The sequence below is a fragment of the Pseudomonas brassicacearum genome (assembly GCF_000585995.1).
Lineage (GTDB): Bacteria > Pseudomonadota > Gammaproteobacteria > Pseudomonadales > Pseudomonadaceae > Aquipseudomonas > Aquipseudomonas brassicacearum_A.
Genome location: NZ_CP007410.1, coordinates 3,293,245 through 3,310,873, shown reverse-complemented (window position 1 = coordinate 3,310,873; position 17,629 = coordinate 3,293,245). Strand labels below are relative to the sequence as shown.

At 57.8% G+C, this 17,629-nt stretch carries 13 protein-coding genes; all 13 read right to left on the bottom strand.

The annotated features are described in order from the left end of the window. Positions 1-2 precede the first annotated feature (2 nt). On the bottom strand, positions 3-2,243 hold the full coding sequence (locus CD58_RS14395) for a xanthine dehydrogenase family protein molybdopterin-binding subunit (protein ID WP_025213701.1): 2,241 nt from the start codon (positions 2,241-2,243) through the stop codon (positions 3-5). 12 nt (positions 2,244-2,255) lie between these two features. After that, on the bottom strand, positions 2,256-2,729 hold the full coding sequence (locus CD58_RS14390) for a (2Fe-2S)-binding protein (protein ID WP_025213700.1): 474 nt from the start codon (positions 2,727-2,729) through the stop codon (positions 2,256-2,258). 147 nt (positions 2,730-2,876) lie between these two features. After that, a complete protein-coding gene (locus tag CD58_RS14385; protein WP_025213699.1) occupies positions 2,877-3,749 on the bottom strand; it encodes a hypothetical protein in 873 nt (290 codons plus the stop codon). A gap of 52 nt (positions 3,750-3,801) precedes the next feature. Further along, positions 3,802-7,710: a hypothetical protein gene (locus CD58_RS14380; RefSeq protein WP_025213698.1), complete on the bottom strand. Its 3,909-nt coding sequence runs from the start codon at positions 7,708-7,710 to the stop codon at positions 3,802-3,804. Positions 7,711-7,746: 36 nt separating this feature from the next. Beyond that, positions 7,747-8,688, bottom strand: coding sequence for a hypothetical protein (locus CD58_RS14375; RefSeq protein WP_025213697.1), 942 nt, complete (start codon positions 8,686-8,688; stop codon positions 7,747-7,749). A 71-nt stretch (positions 8,689-8,759) separates the two neighbouring features. Next, positions 8,760-9,875 (bottom strand): hypothetical protein, encoded by a 1,116-nt coding sequence (locus tag CD58_RS14370; protein WP_025213696.1) that lies wholly within the window; start codon positions 9,873-9,875, stop codon positions 8,760-8,762. Between the two features lie 20 nt (positions 9,876-9,895). Then, positions 9,896-10,606 (bottom strand): hypothetical protein, encoded by a 711-nt coding sequence (locus CD58_RS14365; RefSeq protein ID WP_025213695.1) that lies wholly within the window; start codon positions 10,604-10,606, stop codon positions 9,896-9,898. A gap of 9 nt (positions 10,607-10,615) precedes the next feature. Then, complete coding sequence (locus CD58_RS14360; protein WP_025213694.1) at positions 10,616-12,250, bottom strand: hypothetical protein; 1,635 nt, start codon at positions 12,248-12,250, stop codon at positions 10,616-10,618. Between the two features lie 22 nt (positions 12,251-12,272). Beyond that, positions 12,273-13,337, bottom strand: coding sequence for a polyprenyl synthetase family protein (locus CD58_RS14355; RefSeq protein ID WP_025213693.1), 1,065 nt, complete (start codon positions 13,335-13,337; stop codon positions 12,273-12,275). Beyond that, positions 13,337-14,653 carry a hypothetical protein gene (locus tag CD58_RS14350; protein ID WP_025213692.1) on the bottom strand — a complete coding sequence of 439 codons (1,317 nt, stop codon included), beginning with the start codon at positions 14,651-14,653 and terminating at the stop codon, positions 13,337-13,339. The genes CD58_RS14355 and CD58_RS14350 overlap by 1 nt, the downstream gene beginning before the upstream one ends. A gap of 22 nt (positions 14,654-14,675) precedes the next feature. Further along, a complete protein-coding gene (locus CD58_RS14345; RefSeq protein ID WP_025213691.1) occupies positions 14,676-15,071 on the bottom strand; it encodes a hypothetical protein in 396 nt (131 codons plus the stop codon). Positions 15,072-15,100: 29 nt separating this feature from the next. Next, a complete protein-coding gene (locus tag CD58_RS14340) occupies positions 15,101-16,042 on the bottom strand; it encodes a hypothetical protein (RefSeq protein ID WP_025213690.1) in 942 nt (313 codons plus the stop codon). A 254-nt stretch (positions 16,043-16,296) separates the two neighbouring features. Continuing rightward, a complete protein-coding gene (locus CD58_RS14335; RefSeq protein WP_025213689.1) occupies positions 16,297-17,616 on the bottom strand; it encodes an OprD family porin in 1,320 nt (439 codons plus the stop codon). Between the last annotated feature and the right edge of the window lie 13 nt (positions 17,617-17,629).

Genomic DNA, 17,629 nt, shown 5'->3' with positions numbered 1-17,629 from the left:
GGTCACGCCAACTTGAACGGCAACTGCCGCATCGGCTTGCCCGTCAGGCTCGCGATGGCATTCGCAAAAGCCGGGGCCAACGCGGGCAGGCCGGGCTCGCCCATCCCGGTAGGTGGTTCGGCGCTTGGCACGATGTGAACGGCAAACTCCGGCATGTCGGTAATGCGCGGCACGCTGAAGTCGGCAAAGTTGCTTTGTTGCACGACACCGTCCTTCAACGTGATGGCGCCGCCCGGCAGGCACATGGACAAGCCCATCAGGGCCGCGCCTTGCACCTGGGCTTCCACGCTGCGCGGGTTGACGGCCAGGTTGCAGTGAACGCCAGCGGTGGCACGGTGCAATACCGGGCGACCGTCCTGTACCGAGGCCTCCACGACGTAAGCCACCACGGAACTGAACGACTCATGTACCGCCACGCCCCAGGCACGGCCGGCAGGGAGCTGACGCTTACCATATTCGCTCTTGTCCACGGCCAGTTGCAGGGCCGCGCGATGGCGAGGACTTTGATCGCCAAACAGTTTCATCCGGTAGGCCACCGGATCTTGCTTGGTTGTCCGGGCGATCTCATCGATCAGCGTCTCCATGACAAAGGCCGTATGAGTAGAGCCTACGCTGCGCCACCAGAGTACGGGTACGTTGAGTTTTGGATGATGGACTGTCAGGCGCATCGGTATCGGGTAAGGATTGCGCAGGCCTTCCGTCGCGGTAGGGTCGATGCCGTTTTTCACCCGCCCGCCGAACACGGTGCCGGTGATGATCGACTGCCCGACCAGGGCATGGTCCCAGGCCAGGACCTTGCCGGTGTCATCAAAACCGATGCGTGCGCGGTGCAAGTGCATGGGCCGGTAGTAGCCACCCTTGATGTCATCTTCCCGGCTCCAGAGGGTGCGGATCGGTACATTCAGCCCGGCGGTGCGCGCGGCCTTGGCCACTTCACATGCCAGCACGGCGAAATCGTTGGTGGGCACGCCACGTCGACCAAAGCCGCCGCCCGCGGTCTGCACGTTCACCTGGATCTGTTCGGGCTTGAGACCCAGCACCTTGGCGGCTGCGGCACCATCGCCACCGGGAAACTGCGTGCCGACCCACAGTTGGGCGCCATCCTCGGCAAGCTGCACGGTGCAGTTCAGCGGCTCCATGGGGGCGTGGGCGAGGTAGGGGAAGATGAACTCGGCTTCCAGTTGATGCGGCGCGGTGGCAAGGGGCGTCATGTCGGCATCGAAGTGGAGTGGGCCGGGTTGACCGGCCAGATCGCGGTATTGAGCCAATTGGGTTTCGCTGTCCACTTTTTCTACTGCGTCCGAATTCCATTCGATCTTTAGCGCATCGCGTGCCTGCTTGGCCTGCCAGTAACCGTCCGCCACCACTGCAACGCCTTCCGCACCGCCGTCCAACGGTACGCGCAACACGGCTTTTACGCCCTTCGTCGCACGCGCCGCGCTGTCATCCAACGAGGCGATTTTGGCACCGAATACCGGTGGCCGGGCGACCACGGCAGTCAACTGCCCGGGCAGGTGCATGTCGATGCCGAAATCCTGCTGGCCACTGCTCTTGGCCTTGGCATCGATGCGCGTGGTGGCCTGGCCGATGATGCGAAAGTCCTTGGGATCCTTGAGCGTGACCTTCTCGGGCACAGGCATCGCCATCGCGGCTTCGGCCAGTTCACCGTAGTTTGCTTTACGACCGTCCGGACCGAGCACCGTGCCGGCTTGGGTGCTCAGGCTCGCCACGTCGACGTGCCATCGCGCGGCGGCCGCGGCCAGCAACATGGCGCGGGCACGGGCACCGAGCTCGCGGTACTGGATGTAGCTGTTCTTGATCGAATTGGAGCCGCCGGTAAGGTGCATGCCGAAGATGGGGTCCTGGTAGGCCACGTCGCTGTTGCCGTTACGGCTGCGCACCAGACTCCAGTCAGCATCCAGCTCTTCGGCAAGAATCATTGGCAGGCCGGTCTGCACACCCTGGCCGAACTCCAGCCGGTTGATGGTCACCGTGACCTCGCCGTTAGGCGCGATCTGCACGAAGGCGGAGGGCTGCTGAGTCGGCTTGAGCGCTTGAGCGCCGGCAGCGTTGGCCTCTTGCGCCAGGGCTAGGTGTGGAAACGCACCGAGGGCCAGCCCACCGATGCCGACAATCTTGAGAAAGCTGCGGCGGGGAAGGGTAGCGGGGCTGTCGGCATCATCGCGTTCAAACATGTGCTGTAAGGCGCGCGGAATCTCATCGGAAAGAATGTCGTTCAACATGGCGAGCTCCGATCAGGCGAGGGCTTTGGCGGCATCAGCCACCGCGGCGCGAATACGGGCGTAGGTGCCACAGCGGCAGATATTGCCTGCCATGGCCGAATCGATTTCAGCCACTGTAGGCTGCTTGCCCTTGGGCTGGGCCTTGAGGAAGGCGGTCGCGCTCATGATCTGGCCGCTCTGGCAGTAGCCGCATTGCGCCACATCGTGCTTGACCCAGGCCTCGTGCACGGCGCTGCCGACCGGGTCACTGCCATTGGTGGCCGCTTCGATGGTGGTGATCTGCTTGCCTTCGGCGGCGGCAATGGGCGTCACGCAGGAGCGAATGGCCTGGCCATCGAGGTGCACAGTGCAGGCACCACACAGCGCCGCGCCGCAGCCGAACTTGGTGCCGGTCATGCCCAGCGTGTCGCGCAGGGTCCAGAGGATGGGGGTTCCAGGGTCTATGTCGACCGTGTATTCACGGCCGTTGATGTTGAGAACGCTCATAGGGGGACCAGCTCCAGATGGTTTGGCTCTGGTTAACTATAGGAAGCAATCCATGGGGCTGATTGCACAATCCGGGGGGATAATTGCCTAATCTTGCGAATTGACTGGATAGCCAGAAAGACCTGCCAACGGCCTGCGGCTTCGAATCTATCTGTCAACCCAGTCTTCATCTTGGGTGATTTCAAAGAACGTTGACTGACCACTTGCCTTCGCTGCGTACATTATTTTTTTCTTCAGGTGTCGATTGTCTTTTGCCAGGCCATAAAGTTCTTTGGTATTGCTGGCTTTGTTAGGATTCTCGAAGGCTGTTACTTTTCTGCCATAGACGCCTCTTTCCTTATCGGTATGAGCCGGGCCAAAGTTGTATCCTTTTATTGGCTTCTGCAAGCTCTCGCTGGCGACCGTTATGAAGTTTGGCCATCCCGCGACCCTGATTTTGAACGCTTCTTTCTTGTCGGGTCTCTTTTCAACGCGCTCTTTATAGAAGTACAGGAACATGGAAATAAAGCTCAAGGAGTCTTCTGCCTTGTCGTTTTTCTGAATGAGAGGAACCAGCTCGGGCTTCTGCAAAAGATCCTCGAAGTAATCTTCTGTGAAAATAGGTGTGGGGTTAGCGGCCTTACAGGCGTCAAAGACGATTTTTGAAAAAACAGGCCAAGGAGGGCTCCCTAGGAAGTCACCCCATATTAGCGGGTCTTCGCCAGCAAAATACCCGGCGAGTGCATGTGCAACCAGATAGGCTCCGACAGAGGATTCGCCGGCGGGCAGATGGGTTTCCAGTAGCGTTTTAATATCTTGATTTAAATCTATGGGCTTTCGGTCTGCTTCTGCTATTAAGTGTTCATTCATCCAGATCTTTGTTATTTTTGCTGCGCGCGCCTTATCAACTTCTACGAAAAAGACTCGCTTTGTTATACGGTCGGTTTTGGTGTGTTTTACGAAAAGAGCGTTTGCGCTATTGGCAACTGCTCCATGTGCGTCCGACTCGATATTAAAGATGAATACATTGTCTGATTTCATGTCGCTGCAGGCCTCTCAGTCGCTGGTGCAGAATCGAAACATGACCGCTCTATCATGCTGCGGCCAGCAGGCCGCTCTTCATCGCGCAGTTCTTGATGCTGTTGTAAAGGAAGTCGACGATTTCTTGCGCCTCTTCGAGGGTTTTGTTGAAGACTGCAATCAGCATCTTCTCCACGTCCTCGGCCGCATAACCAACGGCTTGCAGAAAGAGGGCGGCCTGCTTCCACGCAAGTTTGAAGGTATCTCTGAGGACCTTGCCGATTTGCTCGATCTCTTCAATTCCCTTCAGGATGCCCTGATAGACATATTCCAACCATTTCTTCGCGTCCTGGAACAATTCGACAAAGAACTGTTTGATCTTGTCCAGCAGGATGCCCGGGAGATTGTCCAGAGGACCGACGTTGATATCCAGGTCGAAGCGGGCGATGTCATGAGTGCTGCTGGCCAAGGTGAAGCTGAACGACGCGTTGGCAAATATTCCCTGCTTTGTGCTGCCGAAGGCCAGGTCGGCATTGAGGGTGTCGTCGATGGTCAGCGTGCCGAGCGGCCCCAGATCGATGGACTCGTTGATGCCGACGCTGGCCGAACCCTGTGCGTTGATTGAGTCGATACCGTCGATATCGGCCAGGAGGTTGAAGGTCGAGCCTCCAAAGGTGGTGTCCTTGAGTTCAAAATGACAATGGTCGGCCCGAACGTCGATATCGATTTGCGGGCCGATACCCAATAGATAAGCCTCGCCTGAGATCATGAATGCGGGCGTTCGATAGTGCGGTTCCGGGTTGGTGGCGTCCGAGAAGGTGCACAGCAGCACACTAGGGCCGCCCGAGCCCTGGGCGCCGGTGAGCTTGAACAGCTTGTCGTTGCCGATGACGATTGGCGCCATCTCAATATTGAAGGCGATGCCTTTTTGGGGCATGACCTCGACCTTGATCTGTTCTCGGATCCACAGAAACTGGATATCTGCAAAGAGGTGGAAACCCTGTGGGAACGTCAGTGTCGCGATGCTGACTTGCTGAGGTACAACATACAGTTGGGCCTCCAGCGACACCGAGATCCGCTGCCCGTTACGCAGTATTTCGTAGTGGTACATCGTGGAAAGGTCGAGCAGGTACCAAGTCTGGTCCGGCGTGTTCACAATCAACTGGACCTGCCCGCTATCGGCGGGCAGGTTAACTCCGCCGGCGGCGAACATCTCGCGAATTTTGGCCAGGTCGTAATGGTTCAGGGCATCGTGACAGGCCTGCCAGTCACTGTCGAAGCTGTGCAATCGGCCCACGGCTATCTGGGTGAGTACATCGCGCAGGAATCCGGGCAAGTCCGAGGCAGTAGCACCGGTCAACTCGTCAAAGACCTTGGCCAGGCTGAGGTCGCTGATGGCGCCGACCACCATTGACTGGCTAGGTTGCACGGTGTCGATGAACACCGCCAAGGCGCTATCGATGTCGGCGATATCCAGTTCGGCGGCAAATCCGATCGAAGGTTCTCCCTCGAAGGAAATGCCAAGCTCGAATGCCAAGCTCTTCAGTTTGAATACCGAGAAATCGAGGGTGCCATTCCCGTTTTCAACCACCATGTCGCCCGATACGAATGCACCGTTTTCCACTACTGCCAAGCTGACATCGAAGCGAATCGGTTGCGACTCGATGGTGGTGCGAGCGGTGGCAGTCAGATAGAACTCAACCTGTTCGGCCTGTATCTGTACGCCCAAGGCACCACTCAGTGTCACCGAACGATTGATCACCGTGCTGATATTTGCGAAGAGCCGTGCCTGGGTGCCGGCGTCGGTGCCAATGAAGATCCCTGCATTCAGGTTTGTGTCTGGCGAAATGGACAGCATTGTGGCCAGGTTTTGCAGGATCCTGTTTTGCTTCAATTGGGTCTGTGCGTAAAAGTAGAACCCTTCCTGCAGTCCACCTGACCAGGCTGGAATGGTGATTTGTTTTGACTTGATCTGCGGATTTTGAAATAGGTCTAAAGCCGGGAAGGTGAAATCTGACTTCTTCAGGGTGGAGACGATCACCACCTCCTCGCCGGCAATAGGAAAGATATCCAGGAATGTCTGGATGGACGAAAGTCCTGGCAGCGCCGACAGCTTGCACAGGGACAAGTCCAGACCGAGAGCAAAGCCCCACGTACCTTGTTGGTCCAGGAGTTCGAAGGCCAGCGAGCCGGCGTTGGCGACCTGGGTTCCGAACGAAAGCTTGAATTGATCTTGGTTCTTGGTGATCAACAGCGTCGAGTCAGTAAACGTCAAGTCGCCGAGTCCGCTTGGCAGTACATCTTTAGCGTTGCATAACCAGCCGATCAGCCCGTTCAACGTGACTTGGGGCAGGGCGCCACGTAGCGCAACCCCCTGGGTGGGATCGTAGGACATGGCCAGCGTCAGGCGGTCGTCGAAGACCAGCCCGCCGGCAAACTGAGCCGAGGTCTTAGCGTTCGCCCCGAGCCCTTTTGACAAGCCGAATTGAATGTCCTCGATGGCCAGGTTGTGCGGGCCCAGTGGAATGACCCACCCTGGGGAGTCGGCCATTTCGGTGTAAAAGTTGTAGCCGGCCTGGGTATCGATGTTGACCGACAGCATGTCGATCGTCAGATCGGCCGGTGGCTGGATCGACGGCAAGTACCGCGTGACCAGCGCCTGCAGCGGCAGCGTAACCGCGTCCTCCAGTTCGCCCGCAATGAAGAAATCAGGATAGCCGGCGCTAACGTTTACTTGGGCGGCATTACCGATCAGGAACAACGCATTTATCGAAGCACCCGGTGCAGGCTTGATAAAAGGCAGGGTGACATGGAACTCAACGGATATGGATTCGAGCAGAAACTCATCGCCCAGCAGCTTCCATTGAGCGTTCGGGATACCAACGGTCAGGTAGACATAGTCGACGCTAAGGCCGGTGCCCGACCCCGTCAGCGCGATCGCCGCGTCCAGCAACTGCAGCTTGCCGGCATCATGCAGGGCGTCTTGCAGTGGCCCCGGCAGGTAGTCGATTAGCGTCGAGGTGCCTGCCAGGTCCAGCAGGTCCGCCAGATTGCTCAGGGTGAAACCGCTGAATTCTCCGGTGATCACCAGCTTGCGAGTGCCTTTGGGAATCTTCGATGACAGCTCAACGGTCAGGCCGGCACTGGGTATCGTCAGCGCACCACTGATCGCCATGAATGGCTCATAGCTGGGGTTGGCCATCCACCATTTCGCGCTCAAAGGACTGTAGACCGAGAAGATCGTCTGGGTAAGCGCAAGCTTTTCGGAAATGGAAACTTCCAGTCCCAGGTCCACGAACAGGCTGATGCCCGGCGGCGAGTTTTGTTCTTTCCATGGGAAATTGTTAACGATCTCGCGCAGCGGCGACACCTGCACGGAGGGTTCGACGATGTTTCCGCCGATCGCGAAACGGTCGTTGACGTCCAGCAGATGTTCCAGCGCCAGCAGTACGCCTCTAAGCTCAACGATGCCGGCGAAACCGAGCCCTGCGTCCAGCGACACTGGCGCCTTGGTGGAGCCCAAGTCGATATCAACGACGGTGGCATCGGTCAGTGCATAGAACCATGCCGAGGTCAGCGTGAGATCGTCCAGCGCCGACGTCTGGGGAGCGGTGACACTGGAACTGAAGTCGAAGCTGACGGGCAGATCCGGGAAACTGTCGGAAAATTTCCAGTTTCGTCCTGTGCCAATCAAAGTGAACACCAACTGGACAGTGACGTCGCCGCTTTGCGGGTCGAGCACAAAAGTGGCTGTTACGGGAGCGTTAGCCACTTGGCGAAAAAGCGATGCGGTGCCGACCCGCTGCACCGTATTGCCGCCGTCTTCGGGACCGGGGCTCGCATTGGAAATTGTCAGAGGTTTATTGTCGAAAATGCGCCCGTAAAAGTCGGCGAATTTTGCCGTGGTCACCGTGCTGGCAACGATGGTTGTCGTCCCGTCCAGCCCTATCTTGAGGTTCTCGCGAAGCGTTTGGATATCCATGGCCATTTCTTCATCAGAGAGCGAAGTTCGCTGGGGTTATTCTTCGAGAGTCATGACGATAGGCATGTGGTCGCTGATGATCTTGGCATTCTTCATTGCCAGTTGCAGCTGCATGCGGGTGACAATCATGAAGGTGAAGCTGTCCATGATTTCCTGGAGGACGACGTTGGGAACGCAGACCTTGAGTTCCCAATTGGAGGTAATGCCACGGATGAATATGTTGTCGTAGGCGCTTGCCAAAAAGGCCTCGTCAACATCGCCTTGCTGGATCATTTTCTCGCGATTGGCGATGTCATTGACGAACGATTTCAACGAGGTAAGAGTAGTTTTTTCGCCGTCGAATATACCGGAGAACTTCAGGCTGGTCAGAGGTGCATAGGTAGCGGCATTGGCCGTGTTGTAGTTGAAATCGCCAGAGATCAAAAAGGTCGTGTTGCCCGTGTTGATCTCGATCTCTTCGGTTAGATCTGCCAACAACTGGATGGTCGCATCTTTCTTGTGATACTTGGGCTGGGGGGCATGCCAGAGCAGGCAGTTGAGTTCCTTGGGCTTGCCAGCGGTTTTGGCCTGCATATTCCAGAACAGTGGATTGCGGTCAGCGAAGATCACCTTGGTGCTGGTGGCGACGGCCATGTTGCTGACGCTGACGTTTGCATCGTCCCAAAGCAACGCGTACTTGTCGGCGCGCCGGGCGAACGTATGGGCGACTTCAATATTTCGCTGCGACACCTCGTATTTCCACTTGCTGCCTGAGCCTACAAGCTTCTTGCGATCATTGATGGCCTGGACCAGCACTTGCACCGCTTGCTCACCTGTGCCGAGCGTCACTTCCATGACGCCGATGACGCTGGCCTGCATCTCGTCGATCAGCACGGCGATCCAGGCCGCGACGTTGACGTTGCGAAAGACGTCCTTGGCGCATTTCTTCGAGGACAGGCTTTCAATATTCCATGACATGTAATCGGCGATTTCCGGCATGGGCGTTCACTCAATGTGAGGGCGATTTCGCTATCCCGGCGGTGTCAACGCTGGTTCCGCCGGGATATCGTTTAGCTGGCGGTGACGCTGGCGGTACCTGTCAGCAGGATCTGATTGCCCACGCCTGTGATGTTCAGGTTCTGAGGCGTCACCTGCAGAGTGAAACCTTCGAAATTGCCGCTCAGATCCGGGATTTGCAGCAGGCTCTGGGCCAACTGACCTTGGATCGTTTCCTGGATCTGGCCTCCTACCACATCGTTGAGGATCGCCAGGGTAATGGAGGAGATCACACCACCGCCCAACGTCGCCATCCACGCCCAGAAATTGGAGGGCGTGATGTTGACCGATGGGCGAGAAACACTGCCGCCGCTTATACGGATGTTACGTTGTGCATCCACCACCACCTGCAGCGTCGCGGTAACTGGGCTGATGGAAATATCCCAGTCTGCCGGGCCCAAGCTGTAGCTACCGCTCAAGTTGAGCGTCAGCGTCAGGTTACCGTTGTTGACCGAAGCGTTGTAACTGTTGAGATGCACGACGGCACCGCTGGCCGAATAGGTCTTCTGTACTGTGCTCCACCACAGATTGGCGACGACCTGTTGGATCAGCGGCTCGGTGAGTACCAGGTTGAAGCCGCCATTGGATGGCGGTTGCTTTTGGCTGATCGCCACCGGCGAGAACAATCCGCCGGCCGCATAGGCGTTACCGCCATCGATCAACAGGGCGTATCCGGCAAAGGTGATACCGTTGACGGGCCCCAGCGGTATGGCGATGGCGGATATCAGGCTGTTCACCCTGCTGGCGATATCACTCTTCAAGGCGTCCAGGATTTCGTTCACAAACGGATCATCGGTGACAAAGTTGATATCGGTCACTGACAACCGCACCACACCGTTGCCATCTACTGTTGCCCGTGCACTGGCATTGGCACCGACTGTGCTGCTGGTGGGGTCCCCGCCGGTCACGGTCACGGACAGCTCCACCGGCATGCTGACCATGAAAGTTTGACCGCTACCGCTGGCGGCCAAACTGAATGTCGGTGGTGCAGATACGCTCCAGGTCAAACTCGCGTTCGCTTCGGGGATGTTTGCGGTGTCGCCCAGCTTGGGCGCTATGGTGGGAAAAATGGATTCACTGGCGTTGTTCAATAACGATTGCGAAAGGCCTGCGATGAAGTCGGTGGACATGGTCGAAACTCCTTTTTCAATCAGATAGTGGCCAAGGCCTTGCGGGCTTCCCTGGTGGCGACCTGCGACAGGCTGGCGAGCAGATCGGGGTTGGAGAGCTGGCCATTGAGCGCGGTGATGAGCTTCGTCTGGTTGGCGTCCTCATTGAGCAGTTGGTTGATGGTGGCTTTAAAGACGGTCGCCAGATCGATATCGATCTTTATGTTGCCATTGCCGACGACCGGATTGACCGACAACGCGCTGAAGTTGACGACTGCGGTGTCGAGCTGTCCATCCACCGCCTCGGTAGCACTGAAGACCCCGGTCAGGTCATCGACGTGGTTGATGGTCAGGCTGAAAGTACCCGGTGGCATGTCGACGTGGTTCAGGTTGACGTGCAATTCGCCACTGGCCTGGATCTGGTTGGGTACGGAGGGGGGGCGTTGGTACCCATCCTGTGTATTGGGCTGTTTGCCATGGAAAGTCACGGTGCTGCCGTCGACGACGATCTCGGGGTCGGTTCCATTGTCGAGCTTCACCTGGCTGTTGCTCAGTCCGAGGATATGCAGTTTCTTGATAACGATGTCGATCGGAATCTTTTCGATCGTGAATGAGCCCAGGTCCACTTCGGCGATGGTCAGTGGGTCCAGGGCGCTACCGTCCGGGTTGTAGAGAATCGTGGACAGGTAGAAGTCGGAGGCGGGCGTCAATAGCATGTTTTCCAGCAATTGGACGAGTTGACTGTCGGACATGGTGTGCTCCTAACTGTTGAGTTGGTTGAGGATGGCTTTACGCGCGATCTGGCTGAACTCTTCCGATAGCTGCGGCGCCTGGGCGCTGAGCGCATTGTTCAGCGCTTTGGCGATCTGTGACTGGACTTCGGGTTTCTGGAACAAATGGCCGATGAGCTGCTCCAGTGAGACATCGTGAGGCGTCAGCGTCACCGACACACCTATCTGGGCACTGTCCAGGTTTGCGCTGATATCGCTGATCGTGAGCGTCAAGGCATTCACATCGGCGCCTGATGGGGTGATCGTCAGCGAGCTTTGCAGGTTGACCACAGTCGCGGTCAGGGTGCCCTGCAGTAGGACTGGCTTGAGGCCTTGCTGGGTCAGCGAGAACCCGGCGTTCACGGTGAGCGGCGGCGCCGGTGGAACGGGCTGGCTGACCGTCGGGCCCGGGCGGTCGAGCTGCCGTACCGGCCCCGCCGCCAGAGCGCCGAAATTGAGCGTGGCGGCAATCCGCGGAGTGCTGAGCGTGACCGCCGACAACGGTGCTTGAGCGTTGGAACCGCCCGTAAGCGTCAGTTTGGTCAACTGAATGTTGGTGTACTTCAGCCCCCCGTACGTCTGATCGGGTACATCGATTTGAGGATTGGAATAAGGCTCCAGCACCGGATCCGACGAGCACGCGAGTTGCCACGGGAGATACCAGTTACTGTTCGCTTCGTTCAACGCCACGCGCGTGCGATCGAACAGGAACAGGTCCACCGGCGAGGCCGCGTCCTGGCCACTGTCGTCATTGGGCAGGCCTTGGGTGGGGAGCGGCCCGAACACACTGGACATGAGGTTCTCGGCCTGTGTGCCGAGCATGTCGTTGACGCTTTGCAGGTTGGAGGGCAAATTCAACATGCTGCTTAACGCGCCGACCATGGCTGCCTGGCCTTCGGCGCTGTTTAGTGCCTCCCTGATCGATTCAATTAGCTGATCTTTGCCCACAAAGTCGCCATCCAGAGTGAGCTGCTTGAAGTTCAAACTCACCGGTTTGTCCTGCACGCCGGTCACTAGTAGTTCGCTCACTGCGAAGGCCAGCGAGCGCGTTGCGCCAGCGCCTTCGATGGTCACGCCGACCTTCGCCGTCAACATGCATTCGCTGAACACCACGGTGAATGCACCGCTGCCGACGATGTCAGTGGTCGAAGTGTTGGGTGCGTCCCCGATCTGGAGGGACTGGTCGATGTGATAGTTGCCGGACATCGTAAGCGGCGGCAAGTCCGTCTGCCTTGAGGCTCCGTTATAGTAATTGAACAGCAGTGGCAGGGTGATGGAGTAGCCTTGGCCCGTGATTGTGGAGGACGCTGGGTTGACGAAGAGGTTTTGCAGACCGTCCACCAGGACTGCGGACAGCTTCAGGTGCGGATCTGGTTTTTTAGGATCGGGTACGGCGTCCTCTTGGTTGACGATGGACCAGTTTTCGGCAAATTGCTCGGCGAGATAGTCGCCGTTGGAGCCGGTCAGGTAGCCCAGGTCCTGCTGGTCGGCGTGTACCGGCAGGACCGGATTGCCATCGCCTCCCTTCATCTGCACCAGTTGTCCGGGCAGCCACAGCTTGGCGTTGTTCGGGTCGTTGACGCATGGTTGCAGCGTGTCGAGAAAAAAACTCATCAAGGTGCTCATGGGGGCTCCGTCAGGTGCGAGGTCAGCCGTTCAGGGGGCGGTCAATGACGTGCAGGGTCAGCTCCTCCAGGGCATCGCGATAGCGGCCTGGAGGAAATGGCTCAAGATAGAACAGCGCCTGCAAGGCTTCGCGCCGGGCAGCCGCGTAGGCCTTGTCGATACAGCCACAATCACGCAAGTCGTCCAATGCATCGCCCAAACGATGACCCGCCAATGGCGTGCCTTCGCGCAGTGATTGGCTGATTGCATGTGTCGGGCCGAGCGTTTCCATCGCATAGATCAGCGGCAGCGACAGTCGACCCAGTAACAGGTCGATACCTGACTGCTTGCCCGCCGAACTTTCGTACTCCACCACATCGAGCACGTCGTCCATGATCTGGAACGCACGACCCAAGGCGCGCCCGAAGAAGCCACCGCGGCGGGCATCACGGCTACGCCCACCGGCCAGATCGATACCCCCCTGGCAGGCCAACCGAAACAAGACTGCGGTCTTGCGGTCGATGGTCTGGTAGTAGCGCGCCAGGCGTGCATCGTGATCCTCGGGCAAGGTCCGGTCCAATTCGTCCAACTCCCCTCGGCAGATATCGAACGCGGTATCCAGCACCAACCGCACCAAGGTCATGTCGCGCTCGGTATCCACGGCGGTGGCGAACCCGCGAAGCGCCTGTACGAATTGCAGATCACCGATCAGCAGCGCGGTTTTGCTGCCGCGAGCCGCCGACACCGATGGCAGTCCGCGTCGCAGCTGAGCCTCATCGACGATGTCGTCATGAATCAAGGTGGCCACATGCAGCATCTCCAGCGATGCCGCGCCTTTGTAGACCTTGTCGGACAGAGGCCCATCCTGCGCGATTAGCCGCGCCGACAGGAGCATGACCAAGGGACGTATCTTTTTACCGCCGGCAAACATCTGCCGTTCCACGTCGGTGAGGTAGGGCGCCTGTGGTTGCAACGCCAGCTCCACTTCCTGCCGGAAACGCACGAGGTCTTCGGCGAGCAGTTCTTCGCTGATGCGCGCGTACACGGATGACGACGATGCGATCGGCTGCTGCGCGATGACAGCGGCAATGGAATTGCTTGCCGACATCATGCCTCCTGGCTGGCCAGTGTTCGCAGTACGCGAGTCAGTTGGCTGGCAATGCGGTCTTCGAGGATGCCTCGGATGAAGTTGGCGCTACCCAGGCGCGAGCGTCCAATTTCACCGGCCTGGCCCTGCCATTGCGCGCTGTCAAGGTCCAGTGCCGGCACGCTCAAACTGCTGCGTTGCAACTTGAGGGTCAGTGCGCCATCGGGCTGCTCGCTGAGGGCGAAGACGAAGTGGCTTTCGGCGAGAGAGCTGGAGAATGGTCCACTATGCAGAGGCAAGCGGCGCTTGGGATCGTGCAAACGCAATGACTCGGCATAGATGGCTTGCACACGCACTATGGTGTCGGGGTCCATGACGAAGCCGTGCTGGACGCATAGATCCAGATCCGTGTCGTCATGGGTATTGTCGGCGATTCGCGCGAACGTCTCCTGCAGGCTTTGGATCTGCAGCTGGAGCGCTGCCTGATTCGCGGGGGGGGCTGTGTTGACGGTGTTGTAGACAGAATCGGCAGTCATTGGCACCACCGTCTGCTGCGTGTTTTGGGTGTTGGTCGCAACTTGTGCCTGAAAGCTCAACGCGGCCACCGCGGCATCGGGGTAGGGTTTTAGACAGGCGTAATAAAGATGAATTTTCTGCGAGAACGCGTGCATATTGTAGGACAACTGCTGGGTACCAAATAGCTTGTCCTGCGGATTGACCGGCATACCCGATGTAGCCAGCGCTTGCGACGTGTAATCGAACATCTCTGCAATGGCACCACCCTTTGCCCAGGACGTGCGCAACTGCGAATTGTTATTGAAAACATCGGTATAGGCATCATTATGCTGGTTGAACGTATCCAGCAGAGAGCGGCCATTTGCAGTCTGATTCAACTGGGTACGCTGATCGTTGGCTTGCTGCAGCTGGTCATACTGTTTCTCGGTGATAGTCGGTGGATCGGAATCATCAACAGTACTCGCACCCACGGCAAAACTTGCCAGCGGCGCCATCAATCCACCGGTATCCAATTGCACCTTCGCACTTTCCAGGCCAAACAGGTCGTAGGTTCCGTTCAGTTGCATCGGCGCCAGGGTCACCACGATACGGCGGGGATCATGGTCGGTAACGATGGATAACAACGTCACTGGCGACACCGAGATGTCGTTCAATCCCAGCAGTAATTCGCCACCGTTGGAATTACTGGGAATGTCCACGTGGCTCGCCAATGGATAGGGGCCACAAGCCGATACCGAAAATTGCCGGGGCAGGGTGGCGGCCAAGGAGACTGGGCCGGAGGCAGCCGTCAATTTCGGCAGGAAGTCGTCGATAGTAGGCATGCGATGCGCTCTCGTAGGCAGATCAGACGCTGGTAGAGGGGGGAGTGGTGATCGCCAGCGTCGCGACGATTTTCAACATCGTGCTATCACCGATGTTGACGCTACCCAACGTCAGTGCGCTGGGGGCGATGCGGATACCATTGGTATCGTAGTTGGGCACAGAGCCAATGGACTCGACTTTGCCTTGCAACGCGTCCTTGGGTTTGTCCTTGACCTCTGCGGCGATGAGGGTCGCAATGGGATAGGCAACCGCGGACAGAATCTTCTGGGCCAGGTTTCCAGTCGGCGTCAATTTAAACGTCAGCGAAGGCACCGACGATATCGTCGCGCTGATAGCGACGCCGTCGACTGCCACGGTCAGATCGATTTCGGCGGGCGAAGGACTGATGGAAACATCGTAATCAAACATGCTCGACATGGGCGTTGCTCCGGCAAGGAATTTGAGGGTTACAGCAGGGCCGCACCGAGGGCACAACCTGCCGCCGCCAGGGCCATGCCCGCCGCAGTAAGGGTGGCCTGCGCATTGAGCGAAGCGCTCAACTGTGCATTGATGGTCAAGGGGGCCACCTGCTTGACTGTGGCCGAGAGCGAGGAGATCGAGCCGTTGTAGCTCCAATCGGCCAGTTTTTTGAAGTCGCCGCTGTCGGAGAACGGATACCCTTGGTAAGGCTTCAAGAAAACAGCCATTGCCGTGTTGATCAGCGCATTGCTGGCGATCACGAACACCGGATCGGTGGGCCAGGTTACTCCGTCGATATCCAGCGCATTGGTGTTGGTGGTCAGCGTCGTCGCACCGAGCAAATAGCTTGCAGTCAGTTGCAGCTGTACAGGGTTGAGTGTCACACCGTTCCAATCGAGGTTGGGCAGGTGCACGAGGGCCAGCATCTGATTAGCAGAGGTGAATATCTGCGGCAACAGCATCAGGTTGAATATGGCTTGGTCCCACGCGGAGAATTTGCTCTCGTCCAATGACACTGCCACCAAGTCGAGTGCCAGTGTTCCCGGCGTAAAGGTGAGCGTGGCGTAGACCACTACGCTCGGGGCGGTACCGCCTACCGCGGGCGCACTACCCAGCGTGTAGCTGGCCGTCAGCATCGGCACGGTGAGTTGGATCATTGGCAAACTGGGCAAAGGGATGCTCTGGGCGCCATTGGTTTCGCCGTTCGGCGCAAGCGCGGCATTCCAGATAGCTGGGGAGGGAGGACCGAAAGCAAGGCTAGGCGCAGCACCGACATCCCAAGTCAGCGTCACTGCTCCGAGGTCTGGCAGGGTTTTGGGCAGGCTGCCCTTGAATGGGTCATTAGTGCTGGGGGCGTTCTGGTAATACTCGCCCAACAAGGTGTTGAGCTCCGTCACGCTGATGCCTGCGGCAGCGTCGAAATTGGTCATCCCTGTACCTTCCTGATGTCTGTGAGAATCCATCTCACACTCGAATGTAGCAGGTTTTTAAAAAGCCACCTTTTTTCTTAAAAAAATGTTGAAGAGGCGTCAGCTCAACCAGATACAAGAAATGCCAGCGCTTATCGACACCTCTGGCATCCGCCCATTTCGCAAGAAACCGTAGCGGGACACTCCGGCTTCTTGCGCGACGATTGACCTCCCGATCAAAGCGCTGGATCACGTTCGTCAATGAAGCTGACGGCTTACATCAAAGGAATGCTATAGCTCACAATCAACCGATTCTGATCCTGGTCGCGGGCAATATCGCTTCGCGACATGCCGTTGCGCCAGCCGAAACCGACGTTCTTCAACGCGCCACTCTGAATCACATAGTCCAGGGAAATATCACGTTCCCATTCACTGGCATCCTGGCCGCTGGCGGTCTGGATATTGTCGCCCTTGAGGTACATCACCGAAGCCTTCAAGCCCGGAACACCGAGCGCTGCGAAGTCATAGGCATATTGCGCGAATGCCGTACGCTCGCCGGCCTGGATGAAGGTCTGGATGGTGCGGTCGGTGTAGAGATAAAGACTCGCGCCACCTTCGCCTTTACCCACCAGGCCGCCCTGGTTGAGTTGGGTAAAGTTGCTGTCTTCGGAAACGCGTTGATAGCCCGCGGTAATGGCGTGGCCACCCAGCGAGTAAATGAACGCCGCGCTCCAGGTATCGTTGTCGATTTCACCGCTACCGTCTTTGGTATAGCCGCCGAGTTTGTAGCCACTGGCGCGACCGGCCGCGCTGCTGTTCTTGCCATCGGAGGTGGTCTTGAAGTAGCGCAAGTCGGTTTTCAACGAGCCGTACTCACCCAGTGGTAAAACATGCAACAGACCGGCGAAGTGCTGCTGGTAATAATCCTCAAGATTGGCGTAGTAATACTGGGCGGTCAGATCCTTGGTCAGCTTGTAATCGCCACCGGCGAAAGTGAATTTATTGCTTTCCTGGCTGCCGCCCGCCACGGCCAGGCCGGCGCTGTCGCTGGAAGCACGGCCGGTGGCGTGTTCCAGTTGCCCGGCAGTGAAGGTCAGGTTGTCGATTTCATTGCTGGTGACTTGCCCACCCTCGAAGGTTTGCGGCAGCAGGCGGCCATCGTTGGAAACCAGAATCGGCAATTTCGGTTGCAAGGTGCCGTACCGCAGCTCGGTCTTGGAGACGCGCATCTTTGCCGTTGCACCGAGACGCGCCCATTGATCCGCGGCCTTGTCACCGTCGTTGGGGAACATTGAGCTACCGACATGACGACCCGCGCCGCTGTCGAGCTTCAACCCCAGCAATCCGATAGCGTCCAGACCGAACCCCACGGTGCCGTCGGTAAACCCGGACTGATAATTGAGCATGAAAGCCTGGCCCCATTCCTCGGTCTTCGAAGGTGCGGCGGCTCCGTCGCGGTTGTCGTTGTTGAAGTAGAAGTTGCGCAAGTTCAAGTTGGCTTTGCTGTCGTTGATAAAATCAGCAGACGCCAACGGGCTCATGACAACACTCATGCCGCCGGTTAATAAACTCAATACTTGAAATAGGGCTTTCATCAGGACGCACTCC

What these genes read in the sequence shown, in the direction of transcription:
- CD58_RS14395 (WP_025213701.1), bottom strand. Translation starts at nt 2,243, where the DNA reads ATGTTGAACGACATTCTTTCCGATGAGATTCCGCGCGCCTTACAGCAC.
- CD58_RS14390 (WP_025213700.1), bottom strand. Translation starts at nt 2,729, where the DNA reads ATGAGCGTTCTCAACATCAACGGCCGTGAATACACGGTCGACATAGAC.
- CD58_RS14385 (WP_025213699.1), bottom strand. Translation starts at nt 3,749, where the DNA reads ATGAAATCAGACAATGTATTCATCTTTAATATCGAGTCGGACGCACAT.
- CD58_RS14380 (WP_025213698.1), bottom strand. Translation starts at nt 7,710, where the DNA reads ATGGATATCCAAACGCTTCGCGAGAACCTCAAGATAGGGCTGGACGGG.
- CD58_RS14375 (WP_025213697.1), bottom strand. Translation starts at nt 8,688, where the DNA reads ATGCCGGAAATCGCCGATTACATGTCATGGAATATTGAAAGCCTGTCC.
- CD58_RS14370 (WP_025213696.1), bottom strand. Translation starts at nt 9,875, where the DNA reads ATGTCCACCGACTTCATCGCAGGCCTTTCGCAATCGTTATTGAACAAC.
- CD58_RS14365 (WP_025213695.1), bottom strand. Translation starts at nt 10,606, where the DNA reads ATGTCCGACAGTCAACTCGTCCAATTGCTGGAAAACATGCTATTGACG.
- CD58_RS14360 (WP_025213694.1), bottom strand. Translation starts at nt 12,250, where the DNA reads ATGAGCACCTTGATGAGTTTTTTTCTCGACACGCTGCAACCATGCGTC.
- CD58_RS14355 (WP_025213693.1), bottom strand. Translation starts at nt 13,337, where the DNA reads ATGTCGGCAAGCAATTCCATTGCCGCTGTCATCGCGCAGCAGCCGATC.
- CD58_RS14350 (WP_025213692.1), bottom strand. Translation starts at nt 14,653, where the DNA reads ATGCCTACTATCGACGACTTCCTGCCGAAATTGACGGCTGCCTCCGGC.
- CD58_RS14345 (WP_025213691.1), bottom strand. Translation starts at nt 15,071, where the DNA reads ATGTCGAGCATGTTTGATTACGATGTTTCCATCAGTCCTTCGCCCGCC.
- CD58_RS14340 (WP_025213690.1), bottom strand. Translation starts at nt 16,042, where the DNA reads ATGACCAATTTCGACGCTGCCGCAGGCATCAGCGTGACGGAGCTCAAC.
- CD58_RS14335 (WP_025213689.1), bottom strand. Translation starts at nt 17,616, where the DNA reads ATGAAAGCCCTATTTCAAGTATTGAGTTTATTAACCGGCGGCATGAGT.